This is a genomic window from Streptomyces sp. 2A115 (genome assembly GCF_052245575.1).
In the GTDB taxonomy this organism is placed as follows: Bacteria; Actinomycetota; Actinomycetes; order Streptomycetales; family Streptomycetaceae; genus Streptomyces.
This window is the reverse complement of sequence record NZ_JBQQCG010000058.1, coordinates 1-23,416: the sequence shown is the minus strand read 5'-3', so window position 1 is coordinate 23,416 and position 23,416 is coordinate 1. Positions and strand designations below refer to the sequence as shown.

The following is a 23,416-nucleotide window of genomic DNA, read 5'->3' as shown; positions in this document are numbered from 1 at the left end:
GCACTTAGATCGTCGTGACACCGAAGCTCTTGAGCTTGCGGTACAGCGACGAGCGCGCTATCCCGAGTGCTGCCGCGGCCTGGACGCGGTTGCCGTTGGCGTCGTGGAGTGCCTTGATGATGGCGTCGCGCTCGATGGCCTCCATGCCGGTGAGCTGGCGCCTGGCCGCGTTGTGGCAGTATCCGGGCAGGTCCTGGGGCTGGATCTCTCCGACGGGCCGTCTGACCAGCGCCGCGGACAAGGCGTCCTCGAGCTGGGTGATGTTGTGGGGCCAGGAGTAGTGGCAGATCACGCGCAGCGCCGCAGGGCTGACCCGGGTGTCCCGTTTCGCGGAGATCTTGTTGAGTACCTGGACGACCACCGCGGGGATGTCCTCAGTGCGGTGGCGCAGCGGTGGCACCGTCGCGGCCTGCTGGAAGTGCGCCAGGAGGTCGTGGAACGGCAGGTCGGAGTCGATGTTGGCATCGGACAGCGTGGCGGCGACATAGACAGGCCGGTCGCTGTCGGCCAGGGCGAGCAGGAACGTGTTGAGCCGTTCGACTCCCTCGGTCGACAGCTGGTCTATCTTCCGGAAGATGTACAGCGTCGGAAGGGCTGTCGCCTCCAGGGCGACCTCCGCGTCGGTGTAGCTCGAGTGCGAGATGTCCACCGCGTCGATGAGCACGCTGCGGCCACCGGGATTGACCCGGTGATAGATCTCGGCGACGAGTGAGAACTTGCCGGTACCGGTCTCTCCCATGACCAGGAGCGCCTCATGGCGGGACAGGGCCGACGCGATGTCCCTGCAGGCGCGTTTCCACAGGGGCGACCGGCCGCTGCCGCTCAGAGTGGAGGGCGTGAGAAGCTGCGACAGGTTCAGGCCCGCTCCGGTGTCCATGGCCGGAGGGGGGACCGCCTCTTCGGCGGCCGGGGGGCTCGGCCTGTCGGGACTGCCCTCCGCCACCAGAGCGACCTCGACGACGACGCCCACCGCGTCGTGCCCCGCGGTGATACGGGTGCCGCGGACGCGGACGACCTTCCCGGTGCTCAGCTCCAACTGGTCCACGGCGCGGTCCCGGCGGCTCATGAGGTGGCGCGCGTGGTCCTGGACGGTCTGCTGTTCCGCCGGTGTGAGCAGAACGTGGGCGAAGGCGTTGGCCATCGTCACCGTTCCGCCGAGTGCGATGACAGCGTCCCGCGAGCGTGCGTCGACGCGGACGAACGTCTCGAAGAGGGCCTGCTGCCTGTGGCTGCGGTCGAGCAGCAGATTGCGTTCGATCTCGTGGGCGGCGGCCCTGACCAGCGAGTGCATCAGCGGATTCGAGTGCTCGGTCAGGCAGCTGATGTCGAGGACGCCTTCGATACGGCCGCTGAGCGGATCCCGTACGGGGGCCCCGGAGCACGCGAACGGCTGCAGGCACTCATGGAAGTGTTCGGGTCCGACGATGTGGATCGGCTGGCCGGACTCGAATACCGTGCCGACGCCGTTCGTCCCGATCCCGCCCTCGGCGTAGCCGAAGCCGGGGGCGAAGGAGACGTTGTCGAGCATCAGTCCGATCGTCCGGGCGGTGTCGACGCGGGTCAGTACCCGGGCCTTCCCGTCGCTCAGGGCGATGCTGAGCGGTATCTCCGCGGTCTCCTCGCTCAGCCGGTCGATGATCGGCTGTGAGCAGCGGACCAGTCGGCTGGACATGTCCAGGTCGTCGTGGAAGGCCGCCTGAGAGGTGCTGGCATCCACGCCGGCAATGCGTGAGCGCCGCCACGACGCGGCCACGGCGTCGTTGACCCTGCCTTCCACGGCCGATCCGGATGTGAGAAACCCAGTGCGAGCGGCAGCGATCGCGACTCGCCGGTCGGCAGCCTCCATCTGGCACCACTTCCATGTGGGGATCCTTCGATCTTCTCGACCCGAACCCTCCCAGGGAAGGGCCCTGACCAGAACGGCGACTCTCGCAAGTGTCCGAATGTGGGACACGCCGCCGCCTGCAACAAGGCGCACATTTGTCGCCAGTTCTCCTGGGAGCCGCCCGCCGGAGACCTGCGTCACCGACATCCCTCGCAGCCGTAAGGGAATCCTTCATGCAACGTCTGATCAACATCGACAACGGTGGGACGCTCACCGACATCTGCGTCTGGGACGGTCAGGACTTCACGTACACCAAGACGCTGACCACCCCGTACGACCTGTCCAAATGCCTCTTCGACGGCATCACCAAGGCGTCGGAGGCCGTCTACGGTGCCGCCGACATCGAGGCCCTGCTGCACAGCACACGGCACATCCGGTACTCGACCACCCAGGGCACCAACGCCCTGGTGGAGCGTAAGGGTCCCCGCATCGGCCTCATCACCGACGACCCGACGGTCGTCGCGGAGCTGCGGTCGACCGAGAGCGAGGCCAGTCTCTTCGACGACCTCATCGGCAACCGGGTCGCCACCATCGATCCACGCGCTGACGAGGAGTCCCTCAGCTTCGACCTCGTGCAGCGGGTCAACAAGCTGACCACCGACGGTGCGGCGCGCATCGTCGTCGCGGTCGGTGACTCCGGCGGCTCGGACGAGCGGCGGCTGCGCGGCATCCTGCTGCGCAGATTTCCCCGGCACCTGCTGGGCTCGGTGCCGATCCTCTACTCCTGGGAGTTCACCGCCGACCGGGTGCGCTCGCGCCGAATCTGGTCAGGAGTGATCAACGCATTCCTGCACCCGACGATGGAACGCTTCCTCTACAACGCCGAGGACCGGCTCCGGTCGCACCGCGTGAAGAACCCACTGCTCATCTACCGCAACGACGGCGCCTCCTCCCGGGTGGCCAAGTCAGTCGCGCTCAAGACGTACTCCTCGGGTCCACGCGGCGGCCTTGAGGGCACCCGCGCCCTGGCCAGGGCGTACGGCCTCGGGCACGTCCTGATGATCGACGTCGGGGGGACGACCACGGATGTCGGGTCCGTCAAGGACCACCAGATCGCAGTCGAGCGGCGCGGCTCGGTCAAGGGCGTACCGATCTCGTTCCCCATGAGCGACGTCCACTCCAGCGGTGTCGGCGGCAGCTCGGTCATCACCGTCCGGGACGGCCGCATCACGGTCGGGCCGGAGAGCGTCGGCGCGGCGCCCGGCCCGGCCTGCTTCGGGTTCGGTGGCAAGAGCGCCACCATCACCGACGTCAACCTGCTGCTCGGCGTGCTGGACCCCACGACCTACCTGGACGGCGACTTCAGCCTCGACGCGGAGCGTTCGAAGGCGGTCATCACCGCCACCGTCGCCGAGCCGCTGGGCGTCAGCCTCGAAGAGGCACTCCTGCGGATGGAGGCGGCGTACTTCGCCACGGTGGCGAACGCGTTCGCCGACAGCATCGAGGACGCCGCGGACACGACCATCGCGGCCTTCGGCGGCGCCGGCCCGATGAGCGCCTGCGGCGCCGCCCGGCTCAGCGGCGTCAAGACCGTGCTCGTCCCGAAACTCGCGGCGGTCTTCTCCGCCTTCGGCATCAGCTTCTCCGACATCGGGCAGAACTACGAGGCCGGCCTACCGGAGCCCTCGGCCGCGGCGGCCTCGGCGGTACACGACTCGCTCCTTGAGCGTGCCGAGCGCGACATGTTCCAGGAAGGACACGAGCTGGCCTCGTGCGTCCTTCAGTGGAGCGCCGTCGTGGAGGAGCAGGACGGCACGCTGGTCTCCGAGATCCCGTACGCGTACGGCGACGCTCCGGCCGTCGGCTCCGGCCTGCACGGCTCGCTCAGGCTCACGGTCACCGCCGCGCTCCCCCACGTCGAACTCGCCGGCAACGAGACGCTCGCGCCCCGGCCGGCCGTGGCATCGGGCGTGAGGCGGGTGCGTTCGAGCCCGGACCAGGTGGAGGACGTGCCCGTCTACTCGCTCGTCGATCAGCAGCCCGGCGCCACCGCCATGGGGCCGGCCCTCGTCGAGGGCCCCTTCTTCACCGCCCGGGTCCTGGAGGGCTGGCAGCTCCACGTCACCGCCGGGTGCGACCTGCTGCTCACCGACACCCGCTGACCCCGCGTCCTCCAGCCTCCTCCAGCTCACGAAAGGCGGATCACCATGCGCGTACCCATGACCGAGTACCTGCTCATCGACCTGGACACCGAACGGTGGCTTTGCCGGGTCTGCGACCACGACCTCGGCGACGCCCGCGGCAACTACAAGGAGGGAACGCTGGTCTACGACCGCGACCCCCGCGAGATCCACCAGCCGATCATCGACCCGCAGCGGTACGAGTTCACGTTCTCCCCCGACCCGACGTACTGCCGCATCCTCGAGTTCTACTGCCCCGGCTGCGCCACCCAGATGGAGACCGAGTACGTGCCGCCGGGCCACCCGCCGACCGTCGACATGCTCTGGGACATCGACGCGCTGCGCGCCCAGTGGCAGAAGCGCGGCACCGACCCGATGACGGCCGTCGCGTACGGCCCCGGCGACGACGTCCAGCGGCACACCCACGCCGCCGATGCCCACTGACCGCTCGTCCGGAAAGGAGACCGTCACATGAAGCGCATCTCCGTCGACATCGGCGGCACGTTCACCGACTGCTTCTTCGTCTGGGACGAGAGGTACGTCGAGGCCAAGGCACTGACCACCCATCACAACCTGGCACTCGGTTTCAACGAGGCCCTGGACCTCGCCTGTTCACGGGCCGGCCTGGACCGCGACCAGGTGCTCTCCGAGGTCGACTCCGTCCGCTACGCGACCACGCTCGGCACCAACGCGCTCATCGAACGCAAGGGCCCCAAGGTCGGCGCCATCGTGACGCACGGCTTCGAGGACACCATCCCCCTGTCCCGGGGCCGCGGCTACGGCGAGGGTCTTGACCCTTCGATGCAGCAGAACCTGGCGGCGGCCGAGCGCCCGGAGCCGCTCGTTCCCCGGCAGCTCATCCGCTCGGTCAAGGAGCGGGTCAACTCCGCGGGCGAGGTCGTCGTCCCTCTCCATGAGAAGGATGTGCGCAGTATGGTGCGCGAACTCGTGGACGCCGGGGCCGAGGCGGTGGTCGTCTCGCTCACCAACGCCACCGAGAACCCCGACCACGAGCTGCGGATCCAGGAGATCATCCTGGAGGAGTACCCGCCGCACGAACTCGGCGCCATCCCCGTCCTGTTGGGGCATCAGGTGTCCGGCCGCAAGGGCGAGTACGTACGCGCGACGTCCACCATCGTGGACGGTTTCCTGCACGGGATCATGTTCCACGCCTTGAGCCAGCTCGCGAACAATCTGCGGGAGTCCGGCTACGACAAGCCGATGCTGGTCATCCACAACTCCGGTGGCATGGCGCAGATGAACTCCACCGACGCCCTGCAGACCATCCACTCCGGTCCCATCGCCGGCGTCGGCGCGGCCGAGCACCTGTCCCGTGAGACCGGGATCGGCCATGTCATCTCCACCGACATGGGCGGCACGTCCTTCGACATCGGCCTGGTCCCCGAGGGCGGTGTCAAGCACTACGACTTCCAGCCGACGATCGACCGCTGGCTGGTGTCGGTGCCGATGATCCACCTGCTGACCCTGGGAGCCGGCGGCGGCTCCATCGCCTCGTACGACCGGATCCACAAGGGCGTCAAACTCGGTCCCGAGTCGGCGGGGTCCGAGCCCGGCCCGGCGTGTTACGACCGTGGCGGTCTGCGGGCCACCGTCACCGACGCCGACCTGCTCCTCGGGTATCTCGACCCGGACAACTACGCCAACGGTTTCATCAAGCTCAATCCCAGGCGGTCCGTCTTCGCGATCGAGGAGACGCTCTGCGACGAGCTCGACATGGACGTCATCCAGGCGGCCAAGGAGATCAAGCGCGGGGTCGACGAGCAGATGGCCATCGGCATCGCCAAGGAGCTGCGGGTACGGGGCTATCTCCCCGAGGACTTCACGATGCTCGCCTACGGCGGCAACGGTCCGCTGCACGCCTGCGGCATCGCCGACCAGGCCGGTATCAGGAAGATCCTCGCGCCGCCCTTCGCCTCGGTGTTCTCCGCCCTGGGCGCCGGCAACATGAAGCAGCTCCACATCCACGAGCGCGGCGCCCACGTGGTGATGTACAACGCCACGACGCGGGCGCTCTACGACCGGTACGACGAGTTCAACACCATCGTCGAGCAGCTGGAGGCGAAAGGCCGGGAGGACCTGGTGCGCCAGGGCTTCGACCCGGCGGACGTGCGCCACCGGCTTGAGATGGACATGCGCTACGGCAACCAACTCGTCACGACCGCCGTGGTGTTCGACATCGCCCGGATCCATGGAGTCGGCGACGTACTCAACATGATCCGGACCTTCTCCGACATCTACGGGCAGCGCTACGGCAAGGGCTCCGAGGCACCCGAGGCCGGCATCCGGGTCCAGACCATCCGCGTCGCCTCGTACGTCGACGGCGACGTCGTGAAGTTCGACTCACTCGAGTACGCGGGCGAGCGCACGGTGCCGACCCCGCTGAGCCACCGCCAGGTCCATTTCACCGGCGCCGACGAACCGGTCAGCACGCCGATCCACGACGCCGCCACGCTGACCCACCAGCACCTGATCCCCGGCCCGGCCATCGTCACCACCGAGAACACCACCTACCTCGTCGAGCCCGGTTGGCGCCTGGAACCCACACCGCAAGGTGCCGTGTGGTTCCTGCGCGACTGAGCCCCCACAGACTTCAAGGAGCAGCGAAATGACCGCCATTCACGAGTCTCCGGTGTCCGGGCTGACGGCCCAGGAGCAGAGTTGGGTCGACCAGTTCATGGACGAGACAACCCTCTTCCTGGGCCCCGACCGGGAGATCATGCGCTCCCACCACATCGCGCCCCGCTCGGTCCTGGAGGAGGAGTACATAGCCAAGGGCGTCGACCCGCTGCAGATCGACCGCATCCGCAAGCGGCTCGCCGGCGCCCTCGACGAGGGCTACGAGATGTGCGAGGCCATGGGCGCGGCACCCGGTGCGAAGTGGGGCGATCTCACCACCGCCGTCTACACGGCCGCCGGTGACGTCACCTACCTGTCCTGCCACGGGGTGATCGCCTTCTCGGCGATCCTGCACCATCCGATCCGGTACATCATGAAGTACTGGAAGGACGAACCGACGGTGGGCATCCACCCCGGCGACGGTTTCATCCACAACGACGCCCGCTACGGCAACGTGCACAACACCGACCAGTCGATGATCATGCCGGTCATCCGCGACGGCGAGATCATCGCCTGGGTCGCCGCCACCATTCACGAGGGCGAGAACGGTGCCTGCGAGCCCGGGGGCATGCCCTCCGGCTCGGAGACCCCGTTCGACGACGGTCTGCGCATGAGCCCCTTCAAGATCGTCGAGCGGGGTGAGCTACGCCGGGACCTGCTGACCTTCCTGCAGCACTCCGTCCGCGACCCCAAGCTGCAACTGGCCGACCTGAAGGTCAAGATCGGCGCCGTACAGCGCATCATGGAGCGCATCGACCTCCTGATCGACGAGGTCGGCGTCGAGACCTTCGTGGCCGCCCTGCGCGTCACCGTCGAGGACGTCGAGGAGGAAGTGCGCCGCAGGATCAGCGAACTGCCGGACGGCACGGTCAGCTTCAACCAGTTCATGGACTCCACCCTCAAGGAGAACATCCTCATCAAGCTCGCCTGCAAGGTGACCGTCAAGGGCGACAAGATGACGGTCGACCTTCGCGGAACCGGGCCGGAGATCCTCAACCGTGCCATCAACTCCCCCCTGTGCTCGGTGAAATCGATGTTCATGCAGGCCATCCTGGCCTTCTGGTGGCCCGATCTGCCCCGCTGCACCTCAGCCATGAGCCCGATCGAGATCATCTCCGACGAGCACACCTGGGCGGACGCCGGCTACGACGCGCCGATGGGGCAGTCACTGCAGGCGTCCTTCCGCGGATTCTCGGCCCTGCAGTCGTCCTGGGCGAAGCTGCAGTTCGCCAACCCGGAGAAGTTCTCCAACGTCATCGCTCCCTGGTTCAACCAGATCAACACCTTCCTGTGGGGCGGTGTCACCCAGCACGGCGACCAGGTCGGCAACCTCTGCGCGGACCTGAACGGGATGCCGGGCGGAGCCAAGCCTTTCCTGGACGGTGAGGACGCCGTCTCCCCGCTGTTCTGCGCCATGGCCGACACCGCCGAGCAGGAGGTCATGGAGGAGGAGGTGCCCTTCATGCAACTCGTCTCCAAGCGCCTGGTCCGCGACAACATGGGCTTCGGCAAGCACACCGGCGGCATGGGCTACGAGATGATCGTCGCCAGCGAGGGCACGCCCCTGTGGGGATTCATGACAGTGACCTCAGGTGCCAAGTTCTCCTCCGTGTACGGCATGTTCGGCGGATACGGCTGCGGCACCTACCCGCTGGCCCGCGTCAAGGGCATCAACGTCTACGACGTCCTGCGCGAGGACCCCAGCCGCTTCGACCTGTCCATCGAGAAGGTCATGAACGAACAGCCCTTCGAGGGCGGCCAGTACATGACCGACCACATGGGGCTGCAGTTCGACGTCGCCAAGGACGGCGAGCTCTACATGATGAGCCAGGGCGCCGGCGGCGGCTACGGCGACGTCCTGGAACGCGACCCGCTCGCCGTGGTCAAGGACGTCGAACTGAACCGGATCAGCGAAAAGGTCGCCCGGGACATCTTCGCCGTGGCCTTCGACCCGGACACGTTCATCCTGGACGCCGAGGGCACGAAGGAACTGCGCGCCCAGGCCCGCCAGGACCGGCTCCGGCGCGGCAAGCCCTACGCCGAGTTCATCGAGGAGTTCGTCACCCCCGAGCCCGCCGAGGACCTGCTGTACTACGGCTCCTGGGGCGACGACACCGAGGAGCTGACCGCCACGGTGTTCGGTATCGACGGACCTCAGCGGGTCACCGCCCCGATCGCCGAGATGCCGATCGTCATGCTTCCGGACCGCCGCGACCTGAAGGTCGCACAGCTGGAAGCCCGGGTGCGCGAGTTGGAGGACAAGCACGGCGAAGACGTGCATCGCAAGTCCTGAGTCATCCGCGACGGCCGTCCGCCCGATCGGCACCACCGGTGGAGGAGCCAGTGCTCCGCCGGTGGTGAACCCGGCCGGCCTCGGGTTCCGCGGCCCGTACTTCTCGCAGCCCGTACTTCTCCGAACCCCGTTCCTCAAACTCCTCGACGCCAGGATCCCTCATGGCCACGGACTTCACCTCGATCGTCTCCGCACCGCCCTCGGGCCGCCGGACCGCGCTCGTCATCGACCACCACCGGTACACACAAGCCGTCATCCTCCAGGGCCGGCCGGTCCCGTGGACGGACCCGACCGCCTACGCGCAGTACGCACGGCAGGCCCAGGGCCTGCTCCGTCCGGACGCCACCCTGCTCGACCTGGGCGCCTTCTACGACCAGGTCCTCGCCGTCGAGGACGCGCTCAGGTCGTCCCTGTCCGCCCGGACCCGTACCGGATACGCACTCAAGACCCTTCTGGCCGACGCCAGGGTCGCCGGCCGGGCCGTCGAGCTGGCCGGTGTCGTGGCGCAGACCTCCGGGGCGCCACTGATCCTGCAGATCCCCTCCCCCATGTGCTGGCTGGCACGAACCCATGCGCTCAGTGGCGCCGGCTCCGTGACCGACCTCACTGCCGACCACGCGGAGAACGCCGCCATGTACGTCGCGGACTGGCTACGGCGGCTGTCGGCCCTTCCGGTGACGTTGTTGCTTCTCGACGATCGCGGCCCCGGTACACAGCAGTTGCCGCTTGTCGAGGACTCGGCGTACAAGCCCGTCTCCAACCTCACCGACCACTACCGGTGGACGCTCGGCCGACGGACCCAGGACGGCGTCGGCCTCCTCGGTTCGACCGTCACCGGGACCCTGATCCCGCACACCTACTGGCTCACCGACGACGCGCACGAGCCCTCGGGTGACTTCCTCGTCGCCGACATCCCGGCGGACGCCGTGCCCGAGACCGTTCTCTCCCAACTCGCCAAGCTCGCCTGAAGGCTCGTACGAGAGCTCGTCTGAAAGGGGAACAGACCGTGGACAAGGTGGTCTCCACCGCCACCCAGGCCGTCGCCGGAATCGGCGACGGAGCAACCATCGCCTCGGGCGGCTTCGGCATCTGCGGGATTCCCGCCGTACTCATCGACGCGATCGCGGACGCGGGCGTCACGGGCCTGGAGATCTACTCCAACAACTGCGGGACCGACGGCATCGGCCTGGGAAAACTCCTGGAACGCAAGCAGATCCGGCGCATAGTTGCTTCCTACGTCGGCGAGAACAAGGAGTTCGCGCGCCAGTACCTGAGCGGTGAACTCGAGGTCGAACTCACCCCCCAGGGCACGCTGGCCGAGCGCCTGCGCGCCGCGGGGGTCGGCATTCCCGCCTTCTACACCAGGACCGGCACGGGAACCCAGGTCGCGACCGGCGGGCTGCCCTGGCGGTACGCGCAGGACGGCTCGGTGGCCGTCGCCTCCCCGCCGAAACCGGTGTCCGAATTCGAGGGTAGATCGTTCCTGCTCGAACGGGCGCTGGCCGCCGACTTCGCCCTCGTACGGGCCTGGAAGGGCGACCGCCACGGCAACCTCGTGTTCCGCATGGCCGCCCGCAACTTCAACCCCGTCTGCGCCATGGCCGGAAGGATCGCCATTGCAGAGGTCGAGCACCTGGTCGAACCCGGCGACCTCGACCCCGACTCCATCCACCTCCCCGGGATCTACATCGACCGGATCCTGCCCCTGACGGCCGCTCAGACCGCGGACAAGGGAATCGAACGACTGACCACCCGCCCCCGCCCGTCCGAGCTCCCCGGAGAGTGACGATGCCACTGACCAGGGAACAGATGGCAGCCCGCGCGGCGAGGGAGCTGCGCGACGGCGACTACGTCAACCTCGGGATCGGCCTGCCGACACTGATCCCGAACCACATCCCCGCCGGGGTCGAACTGGTCCTGCAGTCCGAGAACGGCATCCTCGGCACAGGTCCGTATCCGTGCGCCGGCGACCAGGACCCGGACCTGATCAACGCGGGCAAGGAGACCGTGACCGTCCGGGCGGGCGCCAGCTTCTTCGACTCGGGCACGAGCTTCGGCATGATCCGCTCCGGCAGGATCGACGCGGCGATCCTCGGAGCCATGCAGGTCTCGGCAGAGGGGGACATCGCCAACTGGGCGATCCCCGGCAAAATGATCAAGGGTATGGGCGGTGCGATGGACCTGGTCCATGGCGCCCGCAAAGTCATCGTCCTGATGGAACACCTCGCCAGGGACGGCGGCTTCAAGGTCGTCGACCGCTGCTCCCTGCCGCTGACCGGCCAACGGGTCGTCCACCGGATCATCACCGACCTGGCCGTCCTCGACGTCACCGACCACGGGCTACGACTGGTGGAGTGCGCCCCCGGGGTCACCGAGTCCGAGGTACGAGCGGCGACTGAACCGGATCTGATCACAAGCCCGGGGTGACCACCGCGCTCCTGCTCGACCGTGCCGCAAACTGGCCAGGCCGCAAGTAGGGGTCAAACCTGCGGGTCAAGGGCACTGTGATCCGCCCTGACGGCAAATCCCAGGTCCTTGTCCTGCTCCGCAGGGGTTTCGTTTCCTTTCCCGGCCAAAGCCGGGGTTAGCCACCAAAGGAATCCGCTGAGGCCGGTCACCAGGGTCCATAGCGTTCGCACTCGCGCAGCCGGAAGGGGCGGGATTTATCTCCGGAACATCCGCTGACAACTTCTGTGCCGCCTACTGGCACAGCCGCCTTGCCGAGCCGCCGTTCCGCCGTCTGCCTGCTGCACTCGGCCTCACACGCGTGCCGCTCGAGGTCCGACAGCGCCTCTGCTTCCGCAGCAGGTCGCCCAGGAGCGGTTGATCGACGAGCCTCTCGTCGACTACCTCACCTCCACCAAGGGCCGAAGGCAGCACAAGTCCGGCGCCGACGGCGTGGCCAGGGCATGCGGTCACTGTGAGGGGCGGGTGTCGGTATCCCTAACTGCCCAGGGACACCAAGGCGTATGGCGCTCGGTCGAATCGGACGACCACTGCCTGCCACCACGCCGGCGTCTACCGGCCCCGAGGTACGCCAACCCGTCCAGCCCGTTCACCACGGACACATCCCATGCGATGCCGGACATGCAGCGCGACATCGCACGCAGGGCAATCCGTCAATGCGTTGACCGGGAGACGCAGTAGTGAGACGCGCGGGACCCGTCGGGCGGGCGTCCGTCGATTCAAGCGGGTTCCCCTCCTCATCAAGGCGTAGAAGCGAGCCGCTCGACACCGGACCGGATCTCCCATCACTGAGGGCGCTTGTGGCGTGTGCCGACGCGGCATCGACGCATGCCGGAGCTCGTCGAATGGTGCTTGCCCCTACCGCGGGAAACGAATAAGGGCGAGCCGGAGACCGGTAAGCGATCACCCCGATATGGTGAGTGATCATTCCGTTCCGGAAGATTCTTCGCATACCGCTATCAACGCGGACAGGTCTGTGGAAAGGTGCCGCCATGTCCTTCTCTGCCCCTGGATTGGCTGACGAACTGCCCCCGGACCTGCTGGATCGCTGGAACGAAGAGATCCGCACCCGGTTCGAAGAGCTCGAACAGACGCTGCCCAGCAGGTTCTTCAGACTGGAGCCGCCGACCCGGCTGCTCAGCGGTTGCCGGTCACGTGGTTCGCAAACCCCACCGAGCCGGAGTTCTGCCTCGACTCCGCCTCGGCGCACCAACTCTCCGATTGGGGCGTGCGCGGACGGCGTGAGCTGCACAACGAGTACTGCGAGTACGCGGTGGTGACCGCCCCGGACAGCCAGGGCCGGCTTCGTCCCAAGCGCGTACAGATCACCCCCGGACTCCCCGAGTACCACCTGACGCTGGCCACCCACGCTCCTGTGCGGCTGCGCGAGATCATCACCGGGATTCTCGGCAACGAGCCCCGCTGGGAGGAGTTGTACGGACCGGGCGCGACGGACCCGGAACAACTCACCCCGGCGCAGCGCCGGGTACGGTTCGCCCGGCCGCTCACCGGCCACGGCGGCGACCGGGAGCTGGCGGCGGCTGTCCCCGCCGCACCGGTCGGGTCGCTGAACTCGGCGCAGGCCCTGTTCATGGCGCATCCCATCAACGGACTCGACGACCTGATCTTCATCGTGCTGTTCGGAGCCCGCCCGTCCGCCCGGCGCAGCACGACGGGCAGGCTGGAGCCCCGCGGGCCGGGAACAGATCTTCCGCCAGGGCGGGCAGGAGGCGCTGGCCTGCCGGCACGCGGACCCGGCCGCCGCGCCGGCCGCAGCGGGCGCGGCGTTCCAGGGGCGCAACGACTGACCGCCTCCTTGGGTACCGGCCGCCGACACCGTACGCCCACGACACGCCCGAGCTCCGCTTCTCCCCGGCCCCGGAGGCCTCCGTTTCTGACGGCACCGGGGACTTCCGTTTCTCACGGCTCTTGGAGACTTCCGTGATCGAACAGCTCTGGCTTCATCCGCCACTCGCCTTCGCCCGCCTCGGCCCCTCTCCCGTGCCGTGTGACAACTATCGCTGGGGCCCCAGCGATCTCTCGCCACGCGGTACTGGCCAGACCACCGTGGTACCAGACACCACCGTCGACGTCGCCGCCGACGGCACCCTCACCGAACGGCTGCCGGAGAGCGTGCAGTTCAAGGACGCCAGCGGTTTCCGCCCGGTCTGCCCCTTCTTCGAACTGCACGGCAGCTGGACCGCCGACGGACAAAGCCACAGCGGTCCGGTCACCACCCAGGTGCTGGCCGACCACGGCATCGGTCTCGCCGACGTGCGCTGGCGGGTGGCGGTCGCCAACCTCAAGCCGCACCACTACACCGGGACGCCGGGCGACCGCGTCGAGGCCACGGTCGAACTCGCCGGGCACGAGCACGAGCGGCGGGAGCTGACCGGACGCTCCCCCGAGGGCGCCGACCGTCCGCTCGTACCGCCCGGCCGGCAGGTGCCACTCGGTACCGTCCAGGTACCCGTGCCGAACGCCGCGCTGCCCGGACTGAGGCTGCGTTTCACCCCGGCGGCCGGCGTCGTGTACGGCCCGGTCGACCTCGCCGAACGCAGCAGCGTGTTCACACTCCCCGCCGAGCGGCTCATCCTCAGCCCGGACGCGGACTGGTGCGGCTTCTCACTCACCGGGGATGATCCGCGCACCAACCCCGGCGGCCTGTTCGCCGGTGCCGAGGAGAACGAGAGCCTCGGCCTCCTCGACGACGTGTGCGACGGTCTGGTGACGGTCACTCTGCCCGGCGGCCCGACCGCCACGGCCAGGGTCGTCGTCGGTCCTCCCGACTTCGCACCCGATCGCAGGCCGTTCGTATCCCTTGCCGACGGTCTGACCGATCGCGTCCGGCGCGGTGACGTCCGCGACCCCGCGTACCTGGCCGACGCACAGCTGACCGCTCTGGAGGTCCGTGACCTGTTCGAGCGGATCCTGGAGACCATGGACGCCGTCAACGTGGACGTCCAGAACGAGCGGGCCGGGTTCGAGAACGCGGCCATCGCGCGCGCCGTGGGCGACTCCGTCGAGAGCGCCCGCCAGCAGGCCTTCCCGGTGCCCGAGCCGCTGCTCGGCCTCCTCCTCGGCCTCACCGAACGGGGCCGCAGGCGCCATCGCCGGTTCGTCGCCCTGGAGGCCCTGGAGGACCTCCTGCGGGAACAGCCCGAGCTGATCCGCCGGGTGATCCGGGAACCGGTCACCTCGGAGCGCTACTACGACCGGAAGATGCCCGTCGCCATGCGCGGCTCCGACCGCTATCCGCTGCACCTCACCCGCCGCCAGTACGACCTGTTGACCGCTTGGGCCCACTCGCTGCGGGCACAGACCCAGGAGGGCACATGACAGTTCTGCTCCAGATCGGCCGCCGCCCACCCGACCCCGACCCGGCACCGGAGCCGGACGCACCGCCCGGACTGGCCGCCGAGGCCAAGGTGTTCCGCAGTGCCCACGGGGCGCACCTGTTCCTCGCCGACGGCAGCCGCGTCTACGACCTGCCCGAGGAGACCGCCGACCGGCTGGAAAGCTGGACGGCCGGCCCGCGCACCACCGAGGAGGACACCGCGCTCGCCGCGCAACTCGGCCTGCCGTTGTGGGGCGGTGCGGACTTCCCGCCGCGCATCGACGGCACACCGGCCGAGGTACCGCCGCTGTCCGCGCTGTCGCTCAACGTGATGCAGGCCTGCAACCTCAGCTGCGGCCACTGCTACGCCGACGAGGGCCGGTTCGGTGGCTCGGCCCGCGCCATGCCGGGACACACGGCCTTCGCAGCCGTCGACCGGCTGCTCACCGAGGCCGCACCGGGCACGGACGTGGTGATCGGCTTCATGGGCGGGGAACCCATGCTGGCCCGCGCCCTGGTGCACGACGTGGTCGGATACGCGACGAAGGCCGCTTCGCGTACGGGGCACCGGGTGCGCTTCTCGCTCACGACAAACCTGACCAGGGTCCGGCCCGAAGACGCGAGGCTGTTCGCGGAGCACCCGTTCACCGTGGCGGTCAGCCTCGACGGCGACCGCGCCGGCCACGACGCGCTGCGCCGCGCTCCCGGCGGGACCAGCGCGTACGACGCGCTGCGCGCCGGACTGGACATACTGCGCCGGTACGGGCGCCCCCGCCACCTCTCGGCACGCGTGAGCGTCACCCCGCGCACCGCCCGGCTGCTGGACGTCCTGGAGCACGGCATCGCCCTCGGCTTCGACGAGGTGGGCTTCGCGGCGGTCGTCAGCGCGCCCGACCCGGCGTACGAGCTGGATGCGGGTACCTTCGCCGGGTTCCTGAACCGGATGGTGGAGTGCGGTGAAGTGGCGCTGCGGGAGCTGTCGGCAGGGCGGCCGTACCCCTTCGGCAATTTCCAGACCGCCATGCACCAGCTGCACCGGGGCAGCCACCGCCCGTACCCCTGTGGAGCCGGGGCCGGCTATCTGAGCGCGTCCGCCGAGGGCGGCCTCTATGCCTGTCACCGGCTGGTGGACGACCCGGCGTTCGCCATGGGCTCGGTGACCGCCGGGCCGGACCAGGCGGCACGCGAGCGTCATCTGGCGGCGAGTCACGTGGACCGTATGCAGCCCTGCCGGTCCTGCTGGGCCCGCTATCTGTGCGGCGGCGGCTGCTACCACGAGGTGAGCCGCCGGGGCCGGCCCGGCTGCGACTACATCCGCGGCTGGCTGGCCTTCTGCCTGCGCGCCTACGTCGAACTCGCGCAGGCCGCCCCCGCTTTCTTCACCGAGACCGGCGGGATCGACACCTCGCAAGCGGCCCGGCCGACGAGCGACCCGACGACCATCGCCCGGTGACCGCGAGCCGCACCGCACCGTGCCGCGCCCAACCTGGGTGACCGCGCACCGTGCCGCACCACCCGACTCATCCGTACCGCTGTGCCACCTCTGACGACGAAGGAGCCGTCATGTCCGATCCCGTTCCCGGTGCCGCCGGTCCGCCCGTCCCCGGCGGGAAGATCTTCCCGCGAAACCTCACCGCCCGGGCCGACCACGTGGTCCGTGGCAACTCGGCGGGCACCCGGCCGGAGAGCGGTGTCGACAACTGCTATCCGGGGCTGGAATTCGACCAGCGCAACCTGGACAGGGCCTTCTTCCCCGGGCTTGCCGTCGACTTCCACCGCCCGGACGGGGCACAGGTGCTGGCTGTCACCGGCGGGCCAGGCGCTGAGCGGGGCCTGAACGAAGCCGACCTGCCGCTGCACGTGTGGGCCATCTGCGGGCGCACCACCGTGGACGAGCCGGAGAACCGCGCCCGCACCTTCAGCTGCACCGGACTGAACGGCCTGGAGGTGTGGCGCCGCGTGCACGACCTGCTCCCCGGCCGGGTCGCCGTGCTGCTCGGTCCCGCGCCGGGCCGGCTCTCACCCGGCGCGGACATCGTCGGCGGCGACCTCAACGGGCTGCGGGTAACCGGCCGCAGCATCGTCCAGCGCGACCAGAACGGTGCCGTGGAGGCCGCGGTGCTCATCGCCGACCGGGCTCGCTACCTGGACGAGGACGGGGTGATCGAACCCGAGGTGTACCAGCCGGGCGATCTCACGCGCAGCCTCTGCGCTCCCTGGCAGTTCGATTTCCGGGACTGCGGCTGCTTCTACTGGGCCGCCTCGAAGCCGGACATCGCCACCAGCTCCGACGGCCAGTTCCGCGACCTCAACTTCCAACGGCGGGACCGCACCACGGTCCCGCCCGAGCTCGACGGCCCCACGGGCGCCGGACGCCGGGAACGGGAACTCGACTACGCGGAACTGATCACCGACTGGAACGTACTGCCCGTCGTGCTCAACGGCCGGGAGGACGACAGCCTGGGAGCTCCGCCGGTACCCGAGGTCAAGCCGCTGACACGTGAGGAAGTCGTCGCCGAGCTGGAGTACCTGGCGACGGTGGAGCACGCGCTGTGCGTCGAATACCTCTTCGCGCACTACTCGCTGAACGCCCCGATGCGGCTGCCGGACGACGCCTCCCCCCTGACCCGGCGGATCTTCGCCGCGGCCGAGGAGGTGTTCTCCGTGGCGGTGGACGAGATGCGGCACCTGCGGTGGGTCAACGAGGCGCTCGGCGCCCTCGGCCGTCCGCCCCGGCTGGGCCGCGCCACCCGGATCCACCGGGACCTGGACCACCTTTTCGAGCTGCGGCCACTCTCCCCCGAGCAGTTGGATTGGTTCATCGACGTCGAGCGCCCCAGCCAGCAGGCCGGCACGGGTGTGGACGGCATGTACGTACGCCTCCACCAGACGCTGACCGGCAATCCGGACGAGTTCCCGGAGCACGACCGGCTGGCACACCTGATCAAGCTCGTCATTGACGAGGGACAGGACCACTTCCGGCGGTTCACCGCGGTCAAGGGCCATCTGGAGGGGCTCAGTCCCGACCAGTATCTGCGGCCTATGGGCGACGGTTCCGACGATCCCCTGGCGGCGCAGTTGCTGGCGCTCAGCGACCAGAACTACGCCGTGCTGCTGGGCACTCTCGGCGCCACGTTCGCGCTGGGCGACCAGGCCGGCGGTGTCCTGATCGAGCAGTCCCGGCGCACCATGTTCAACCTGCATGAGGTCAACCACGTGTTGGCGGCCCGCGGCGTGGCCCCGAGCTTCACGCTGCCCGCCCCGCTCGTCGCCCCCGCAGCCGAAGGCGGCGAGCGGGCCGACGGGCAGGCCGCTGCCCGCGCCGCCGCGGAGGCGGCCACAAGCATCCGCACAGAGATCAGTTCACTCGGCGACCAAGCCGAACGCGCCATGATGCTCCGTCAGCAGGCCGACATGGACCTCCTGCTGGCCGCGCTCAACCCCAACGGAGCCGGTGCCGACCACGTCACCTCGCCTTCCGGGGGCGACCGGCCGTGACCACGCGTAGCCACGCCGCCGTCGTGGTGGTGCGGGGTGCCGGGCTGGCGGAGCTGACGTGTGCCTGGCTCCTTGCGGAAGGCGGTCACCGGGTCCGCGTGCCCGGTGACCGGCCCGTGCCGGGGCCGCGCCCCTTGGTTCTCAACGAGCTCACCGTGGACCTACTGCACGTCTTGTGGCGTTCCCAGGACATCCTGGACGGCCGGCGGCTGACGCACCGACAGGTCGCCTGGGGTGTCGGCAGCGGGCCGAGCCGCCTGCCGCAGGAGGCTGTCGTGGTGGACGGTGCGGACCTCGCCGGCCGTCTACTGGACCGGTTGACAGGGCACCACCCCGATGTCACCGACGACGGGCCGACGCCCGAGTGGACGGTGACCGCCGCGGCGTCGGATCAGCCGGGCACGTACTGGACGGCGGGCCGCCGGCATCTGCTCGCGGGTCAGGCCCCCCTCGCGCCGGGTGAGGACGAGCGCACCGCGCTGCTGGCCTGCACCGAGCTGGCGTGGCTGCATCTCGTCCCGCAAGGCGGCGGCCGGGCGACGCTGCAGGCCATGGTCCCGGGGCCGGCCCGGGATCCGGCCCGGCTGCTGGCCCGGCTGCTGGCAGCGTCACCGTTGGCGGAGCGGCTCCGGCATCCACCGTCCTCGGCCGTGGCCGTGCCGGCGGCCCCCCGCGTCCATCTCTCACCGGCCGCGCCAGGACGCCTCGTCGTGGGCGCGGGCGCACTCCGCCACGACCCTCTCAGCGGTTCCGGCACCGCCCAGGCACTGCGGACGGCCGTCCTGGCAGCCGCCGTCGTCGACGCGGCCGCACGGGGCGGTCCTCCCGGTCCCCTCACCGCCCACTACACCGCCCGACTGCACGCCGCCTTCCGTGACCACGTGCACGCGTGCGCCCAGCTGCACGGCGCCGCTTTCCCGCATCCCGCCTGGCAGGACGAACTCGACACCGCCGGCATCCCGCCGCTTACCGGGGAGCGTCAGCGGACCTGGGCCGCGAGCGCTGGGATCTGACCCTGACCCGGCCGTTACGGGCTCGTGAGCTGCGCCACGCAGACTTGCGCCATGCCCCTGCTCCCCCGACGACGTGTCGCCGCTGTTGTCTGCCTCTGCGCGACCGCCTTGCTGTTCGCGGGCTGCTCGGGCGACGGTGGGGCGTCGGCGCCGTCGTCCCCTTCCGCCTCCAATGCCGCCCCCTTTCCCCTCCAAGCATGACGATGGCGCGGTCAACAGGGACGATGTCAACGGTGACGGGCACGCCGACGTGGTCGTCAACGGACCGTATCGGGAACCGAAGACAGGGGGCCGGCGCTACAACCGCTTCGCCGCCCTCGCCGCCCAAGGCGGGCCGGAACCTGGGAAGGCATTCCGCTTCGCGGAGCCCCACGCCACGGCGGGCCCCCCGATCAGCAGCGAGCCGACCGAGTACGACTGGTCGACTCACTTCGTTGTGGTGTCGGGTGGCCGAATTCCAGCCGTAGGCGGCGGCATGGCACTCCGGCTCCGCCCAGAGCGGGTTCTCGCCCTCGCGACCGCGGAGGGAGAGGTCCCCCAGTTCCGCGACGCAGTCGCCGTCCGTGACTCGAAGAAACAGGGCGGGCCGGTCCTCACGGTCCCGCCCGCCCTTTCTTCACACTGATTGCCTACTTGAGGTAGACGAGTCCGTCCGTCGTGACCGTCGGCCGACCACTGGTGCCGACGACCACGATCTTGACGGTGTGCTTGCCGCTGGACGCCCAGGTCTTGGTCCAGAGAGCGTCGCGGTATTTCGCCGTGGAGGACTTCAGGTCGACGGTCGTCACCCTCGTACCGTCCACGTAGATGTGCGCCTCGCCGGAGGTGGAGGCGCGGGAGACCGCCCAGGCGACCGAGCGACCGGTGAAGGTCCAGCTCAGCGAGGCGTTCTTGGTCTTGCTTGTGTACGACTTGCCGCCGAGGTAGCTGCTGGAGGACTTGGCCGTCCAGGTGCCGGACTTGGTGGCGGAGGTCTCCTGGAGGATGACCGGGGTGCCGGTGACCGAGGCGGGGGCGGTGTTGCCCGCGAGGTCGTACGCCGTCAGGGACCACTTCGTCGCGGTGGCGGACTTGGCGGTGTGGTCGGCGCTGGTGGCGGTCGGACCATAGGTCTTGGCCACCGGGGCGGTGAGCCGGACCTCTTTCAGCGACCTGCCGTCCGTGGCCTTCCACTTCACGGCCAGCGGTACGGCGGTGGTGGTGACCGTGCCGGTGCGCAGGGCCAGGTTCGGCTTGGTGGTGAAGGTGGGGGCGGTGGTCTCGGCGACAACGGTCGCGGGCGCGGTGGTGATGGTCTTCCCTGACTGGTGGACGGAGCGGACGGCCACCTTGTGGGTGCCCGCGGCCAGAGTCGCCTTGGCGGAGCCGGCGGTTCCCGTGACGGTGGCCGCGACCTTGCCGTCGACCAACAACTCGTACTTCGCGATCAGCGCGGCGGGCGTCGTGGCCGACCAGTTCACCGTGGCGTCGGCCCTGGTGTAGTACGTCGAACCCGAAACGCCCGTGCCGGTCACCGACTTGAGGGTGAGTCCGGCGGCCGGACCTGCTGCCCAGCTGCGGATCGTGCCGAGCCGGTCGTAGAGGGCGTCGCCAGGGCACTGGGTGTTGTAGCCGTCGCGGTGGCCGTGGATGGTCGGGAAGGTCAGCTGCGCACCTTTGGTCCAGGACTGGCGGAAGTAGTTGGTGCCGTCCGCGCCCGCGGTGAGGGTGGTGGTGCCGGTCGGGTCGACCCCGTACTGGCCGAGCTTCCACGCGGCGATCCGTGCGACCGACGTCATCGCCTGCTGCGAGGGGGCGACCGTCGTGTAGTTGCCGAGGACTGAAATGCCGGTGGTCTCGGAGTTGAAGCCGTACGCATGCGCTCCCATCACCGGCAGGTCGACGCCACCCTTGCGGCCCTCATAGATCGTGCCGCACTTGTCGACCAGGAAGTTGTAGCCGATGTCTTTCCACTTGAGCTGCTGCACGTGGTAGGCGTAGATGCCGCGTACGACGGCCGGGGCCTGGGCGCAGGTGTAGTCGTTGGACTCGGCGGTGTGGTGGACGACCACCGCCTTGATCTTCCCGCCGGGGAGATAGCCGGGCTCCTCCGGACTGATCGACTCGTCCGCACCCCAGCCCGCCCGTGAAGTGATCGGCGGCCTGGGTGCGGTGGACGGCGGAGCGGTCGGTACGTTCACCGACGGGGACGGCGAAGCCGATGGCGAGGCGGAATCCGAGGCGGACTCGGACGGAGTCGCGCTCGGCGTCACCGACTCCGAGTCCGACGGCGACTCGGACACGGACGGCTCGGAAGGCACCGGCTCGGAGACGGACGGCTCCGCCGAGCCCGTCACCGACTTCTCCGGGGCCGGCAAATCCGTGGCGGCGGACGGGCTCTCGCTCTCCTCGACCGCGTACGCCGCGGGCTCAAGCGCCGAGGCCTCGCCGCCCGGGTCGATCATGTCCAGCCTCAGCCCCTTCGGCAATCGCTCCGACGACTTCCCGTCCACCCGGACCTCGACCCCGTCGGACGGTCCCACCCATGCCGGTTCGGTGCCTCCGCGTGCCGCCCCGCTCTCGCCCTGCCCGCTGTCCCCGTCCAGGCCCAGCCAGTGCGACCACTTTCCGGACTCCGCGTCCCGGGCACGGACCTCGACCGCCGCGGTCACTCTGTCGGACGGATCCGCCCAGGTGACGCCGAGCATGCTGAACGGCTCGGTGTCCCGTTTGCGGAGTTGCGCGGAAGCGCCGTTTCCGGCCACCTCCAGTGCGGCCGTACGAGCCTCGCTCCTGATCGGCCCGGGCTTCCCGTCGCCCTCCTTCGCACTGTCCGCGGGGCCGCCGGTCACCCCCTGGACCGCCAGTACCCCGGAAACCCCCGCGGCGACCGCGGCCGCACCCCACCAACGACGAACTCTCATACCGGACCGCAATTCCCTTCCCGTGAACCCGAAAAGCACAAATACAGTGAACGAGGACTATCTTTCCCACTCCTCGTCCGTCATCTCCGAAAGCGTCCTGGGAACCACCTCGATGACCCACTCCTGACCCCCGTCGACCAGTCCATGGGACGTAAAGGTATCGAAAGGGGAACTGTGACTCATGACGCCGTGCGCCGCTTGAGCGGCACTTTTCATTTCCACCACGCAGTCGGACGCGCCGAGTTCCTCCAGCCGCCGAGTGACATAGGAAAACCATGCCTCCCGGCCCGACACGACGAAGTCCCAGCGACCCGTGAGGCTGATCCGCTCAGCCTCACGGGTATTTCGTACGCGCCCCCCAAGGCCTCTTCGTCTCCATCCTCTTCCTCGTCCTCGAAGATGCCGGAGAAGCGGCTGCCCCAGCCCGATGATTCGAAGGTCGCGCCCGAATAACGCACGGCTGCGGCCCGTACTCGCTCGAACACGTCAACAGCCCGATCGGGCGCGACATCCAGCCCGGAACGCGGCGCAGAACCTTCTGGCCGCCGGGCTGGCGGTGACCGTCTGTGGAGCGGGTATAGGACCTCAACGGAGTTCTCCGGGCGGGCAGTCGGCGACGAAACAGAAAACCCACGGCGCGAGCCGTAGGAATCCCCTCGTTCACGAAGGGGAGGAAGTCAATGTCTTGGCGACCCGGCCCAGAGCGTCGTACTCGGTCGTGGTGGCGATGGTCAGTCCGGTGGGATCCTGAACGGACTTCACCGGCATTCCCCTGGCCCAGTCGTACTCCGTCTGGACGGCGCATCGACGAAGCAGCGGCCTTTCCCTGGCCGGCGGTTGTGTTGTCCGCCGGCTCATCGCGGTACTCCGGCCGCCTCCGACGCCCACCCGGCTCGCGTCCGCTTCCCGGGGATCAGTCGGTCATAGGACGCGCAGCTTCCGGCAGCAGCTGTCCACAGGCCGCCTGGCCGGGGAAGGCCTCCCCGGTGCCCGCTGTCACCGTCGCAACGTTCCATACCCATACGCCGGGGAGTCCCTCACCCCTGCATCTCCAGGATCTTCGCCGCTTCCATGGCCTTCGCCCTGATTTCGAGGGCTCGGCACTCCTTGCCCCCGCCCCGAGAGGCGGGCACCTAATACTCCAGCCGTAGTTCGTGATCTTCATTCCTGAGTGGCTTGTCGTCGGTAGTGGCTGGCTTGGGATCGGGCCTGGTGGCGGCGTCGCCAGTTCGACCAACCGAGCCGGTGGGCTGTGTCGTGGACG

At 69.1% G+C, this 23,416-nt stretch carries 14 protein-coding genes; 12 read left to right on the top strand and 2 right to left on the bottom strand.

The features are described 5' to 3' along the window. Positions 1-4: 4 nt before the first annotated feature. Positions 5-1,717: a sigma-54-dependent Fis family transcriptional regulator gene (locus tag ACTWQR_RS37180; RefSeq protein WP_443231648.1), complete on the bottom strand. Its 1,713-nt coding sequence runs from the start codon at positions 1,715-1,717 to the stop codon at positions 5-7. Positions 1,718-2,058: 341 nt separating this feature from the next. Here ACTWQR_RS37180 and ACTWQR_RS37175 point away from each other — a divergent pair, with 341 nt between their 5' ends. From ACTWQR_RS37175 to ACTWQR_RS37120, 12 genes are all read left to right on the top strand, one after another. After that, positions 2,059-3,987 (top strand): hydantoinase/oxoprolinase family protein, encoded by a 1,929-nt coding sequence (locus tag ACTWQR_RS37175; RefSeq protein WP_443231647.1) that lies wholly within the window; start codon positions 2,059-2,061, stop codon positions 3,985-3,987. Between the two features lie 45 nt (positions 3,988-4,032). Next, the gene (locus ACTWQR_RS37170; protein ID WP_443231646.1) at positions 4,033-4,449 is read left to right on the top strand and encodes an acetone carboxylase subunit gamma; all 417 of its coding nucleotides are present in this window, start codon (positions 4,033-4,035) and stop codon (positions 4,447-4,449) included. 27 nt (positions 4,450-4,476) lie between these two features. After that, the gene (locus ACTWQR_RS37165) at positions 4,477-6,603 is read left to right on the top strand and encodes a hydantoinase/oxoprolinase family protein (RefSeq protein ID WP_443231645.1); all 2,127 of its coding nucleotides are present in this window, start codon (positions 4,477-4,479) and stop codon (positions 6,601-6,603) included. A gap of 28 nt (positions 6,604-6,631) precedes the next feature. After that, positions 6,632-8,935: a hydantoinase B/oxoprolinase family protein gene (locus ACTWQR_RS37160; protein ID WP_443231644.1), complete on the top strand. Its 2,304-nt coding sequence runs from the start codon at positions 6,632-6,634 to the stop codon at positions 8,933-8,935. 161 nt (positions 8,936-9,096) lie between these two features. Continuing rightward, entirely contained in the window at positions 9,097-9,903 is an 807-nt protein-coding gene (locus ACTWQR_RS37155; RefSeq protein WP_443231643.1) for a hypothetical protein, read from the top strand. 38 nt (positions 9,904-9,941) lie between these two features. Beyond that, on the top strand, positions 9,942-10,721 hold the full coding sequence (locus ACTWQR_RS37150) for a CoA transferase subunit A (protein WP_443231642.1): 780 nt from the start codon (positions 9,942-9,944) through the stop codon (positions 10,719-10,721). A 2-nt stretch (positions 10,722-10,723) separates the two neighbouring features. Further along, complete coding sequence (locus ACTWQR_RS37145) at positions 10,724-11,362, top strand: 3-oxoacid CoA-transferase subunit B (protein ID WP_443231641.1); 639 nt, start codon at positions 10,724-10,726, stop codon at positions 11,360-11,362. Positions 11,363-12,629: 1,267 nt separating this feature from the next. After that, positions 12,630-13,346 (top strand): hypothetical protein, encoded by a 717-nt coding sequence (locus ACTWQR_RS37140; protein ID WP_443231640.1) that lies wholly within the window; start codon positions 12,630-12,632, stop codon positions 13,344-13,346. After that, positions 13,343-14,740 carry a hypothetical protein gene (locus tag ACTWQR_RS37135; protein ID WP_443231639.1) on the top strand — a complete coding sequence of 466 codons (1,398 nt, stop codon included), beginning with the start codon at positions 13,343-13,345 and terminating at the stop codon, positions 14,738-14,740. The genes ACTWQR_RS37140 and ACTWQR_RS37135 overlap by 4 nt, the downstream gene beginning before the upstream one ends. After that, on the top strand, positions 14,737-16,191 hold the full coding sequence (locus tag ACTWQR_RS37130) for a radical SAM protein (RefSeq protein ID WP_443231638.1): 1,455 nt from the start codon (positions 14,737-14,739) through the stop codon (positions 16,189-16,191). Before ACTWQR_RS37135 ends, ACTWQR_RS37130 begins: the two co-directional genes overlap by 4 nt. Before the next feature lie 110 nt (positions 16,192-16,301). Next, positions 16,302-18,236: a ferritin-like domain-containing protein gene (locus ACTWQR_RS37125; RefSeq protein WP_443231637.1), complete on the top strand. Its 1,935-nt coding sequence runs from the start codon at positions 16,302-16,304 to the stop codon at positions 18,234-18,236. Beyond that, positions 18,233-19,249: a hypothetical protein gene (locus ACTWQR_RS37120; RefSeq protein WP_443231636.1), complete on the top strand. Its 1,017-nt coding sequence runs from the start codon at positions 18,233-18,235 to the stop codon at positions 19,247-19,249. The genes ACTWQR_RS37125 and ACTWQR_RS37120 overlap by 4 nt, the downstream gene beginning before the upstream one ends. Before the next feature lie 629 nt (positions 19,250-19,878). On the opposite strand, the gene ACTWQR_RS37115 is transcribed toward ACTWQR_RS37120, so the two are convergent. After that, on the bottom strand, positions 19,879-22,152 hold the full coding sequence (locus ACTWQR_RS37115) for an N-acetylmuramoyl-L-alanine amidase (protein ID WP_443231635.1): 2,274 nt from the start codon (positions 22,150-22,152) through the stop codon (positions 19,879-19,881). Positions 22,153-23,416: the final 1,264 nt, after the last annotated feature.

Bases quoted from the DNA above. Each gene is read 5' to 3' on its own strand.
- ACTWQR_RS37175 (WP_443231647.1), top strand. From the start codon at position 2,059: ATGCAACGTCTGATCAACATCGACAACGGTGGGACGCTCACCGACATC.
- ACTWQR_RS37170 (WP_443231646.1), top strand. From the start codon at position 4,033: ATGCGCGTACCCATGACCGAGTACCTGCTCATCGACCTGGACACCGAA.
- ACTWQR_RS37125 (WP_443231637.1), top strand. From the start codon at position 16,302: ATGTCCGATCCCGTTCCCGGTGCCGCCGGTCCGCCCGTCCCCGGCGGG.
- ACTWQR_RS37155 (WP_443231643.1), top strand. From the start codon at position 9,097: ATGGCCACGGACTTCACCTCGATCGTCTCCGCACCGCCCTCGGGCCGC.
- ACTWQR_RS37165 (WP_443231645.1), top strand. From the start codon at position 4,477: ATGAAGCGCATCTCCGTCGACATCGGCGGCACGTTCACCGACTGCTTC.
- ACTWQR_RS37130 (WP_443231638.1), top strand. From the start codon at position 14,737: ATGACAGTTCTGCTCCAGATCGGCCGCCGCCCACCCGACCCCGACCCG.
- ACTWQR_RS37145 (WP_443231641.1), top strand. From the start codon at position 10,724: ATGCCACTGACCAGGGAACAGATGGCAGCCCGCGCGGCGAGGGAGCTG.
- ACTWQR_RS37115 (WP_443231635.1), bottom strand. From the start codon at position 22,152: ATGAGAGTTCGTCGTTGGTGGGGTGCGGCCGCGGTCGCCGCGGGGGTT.
- ACTWQR_RS37160 (WP_443231644.1), top strand. From the start codon at position 6,632: ATGACCGCCATTCACGAGTCTCCGGTGTCCGGGCTGACGGCCCAGGAG.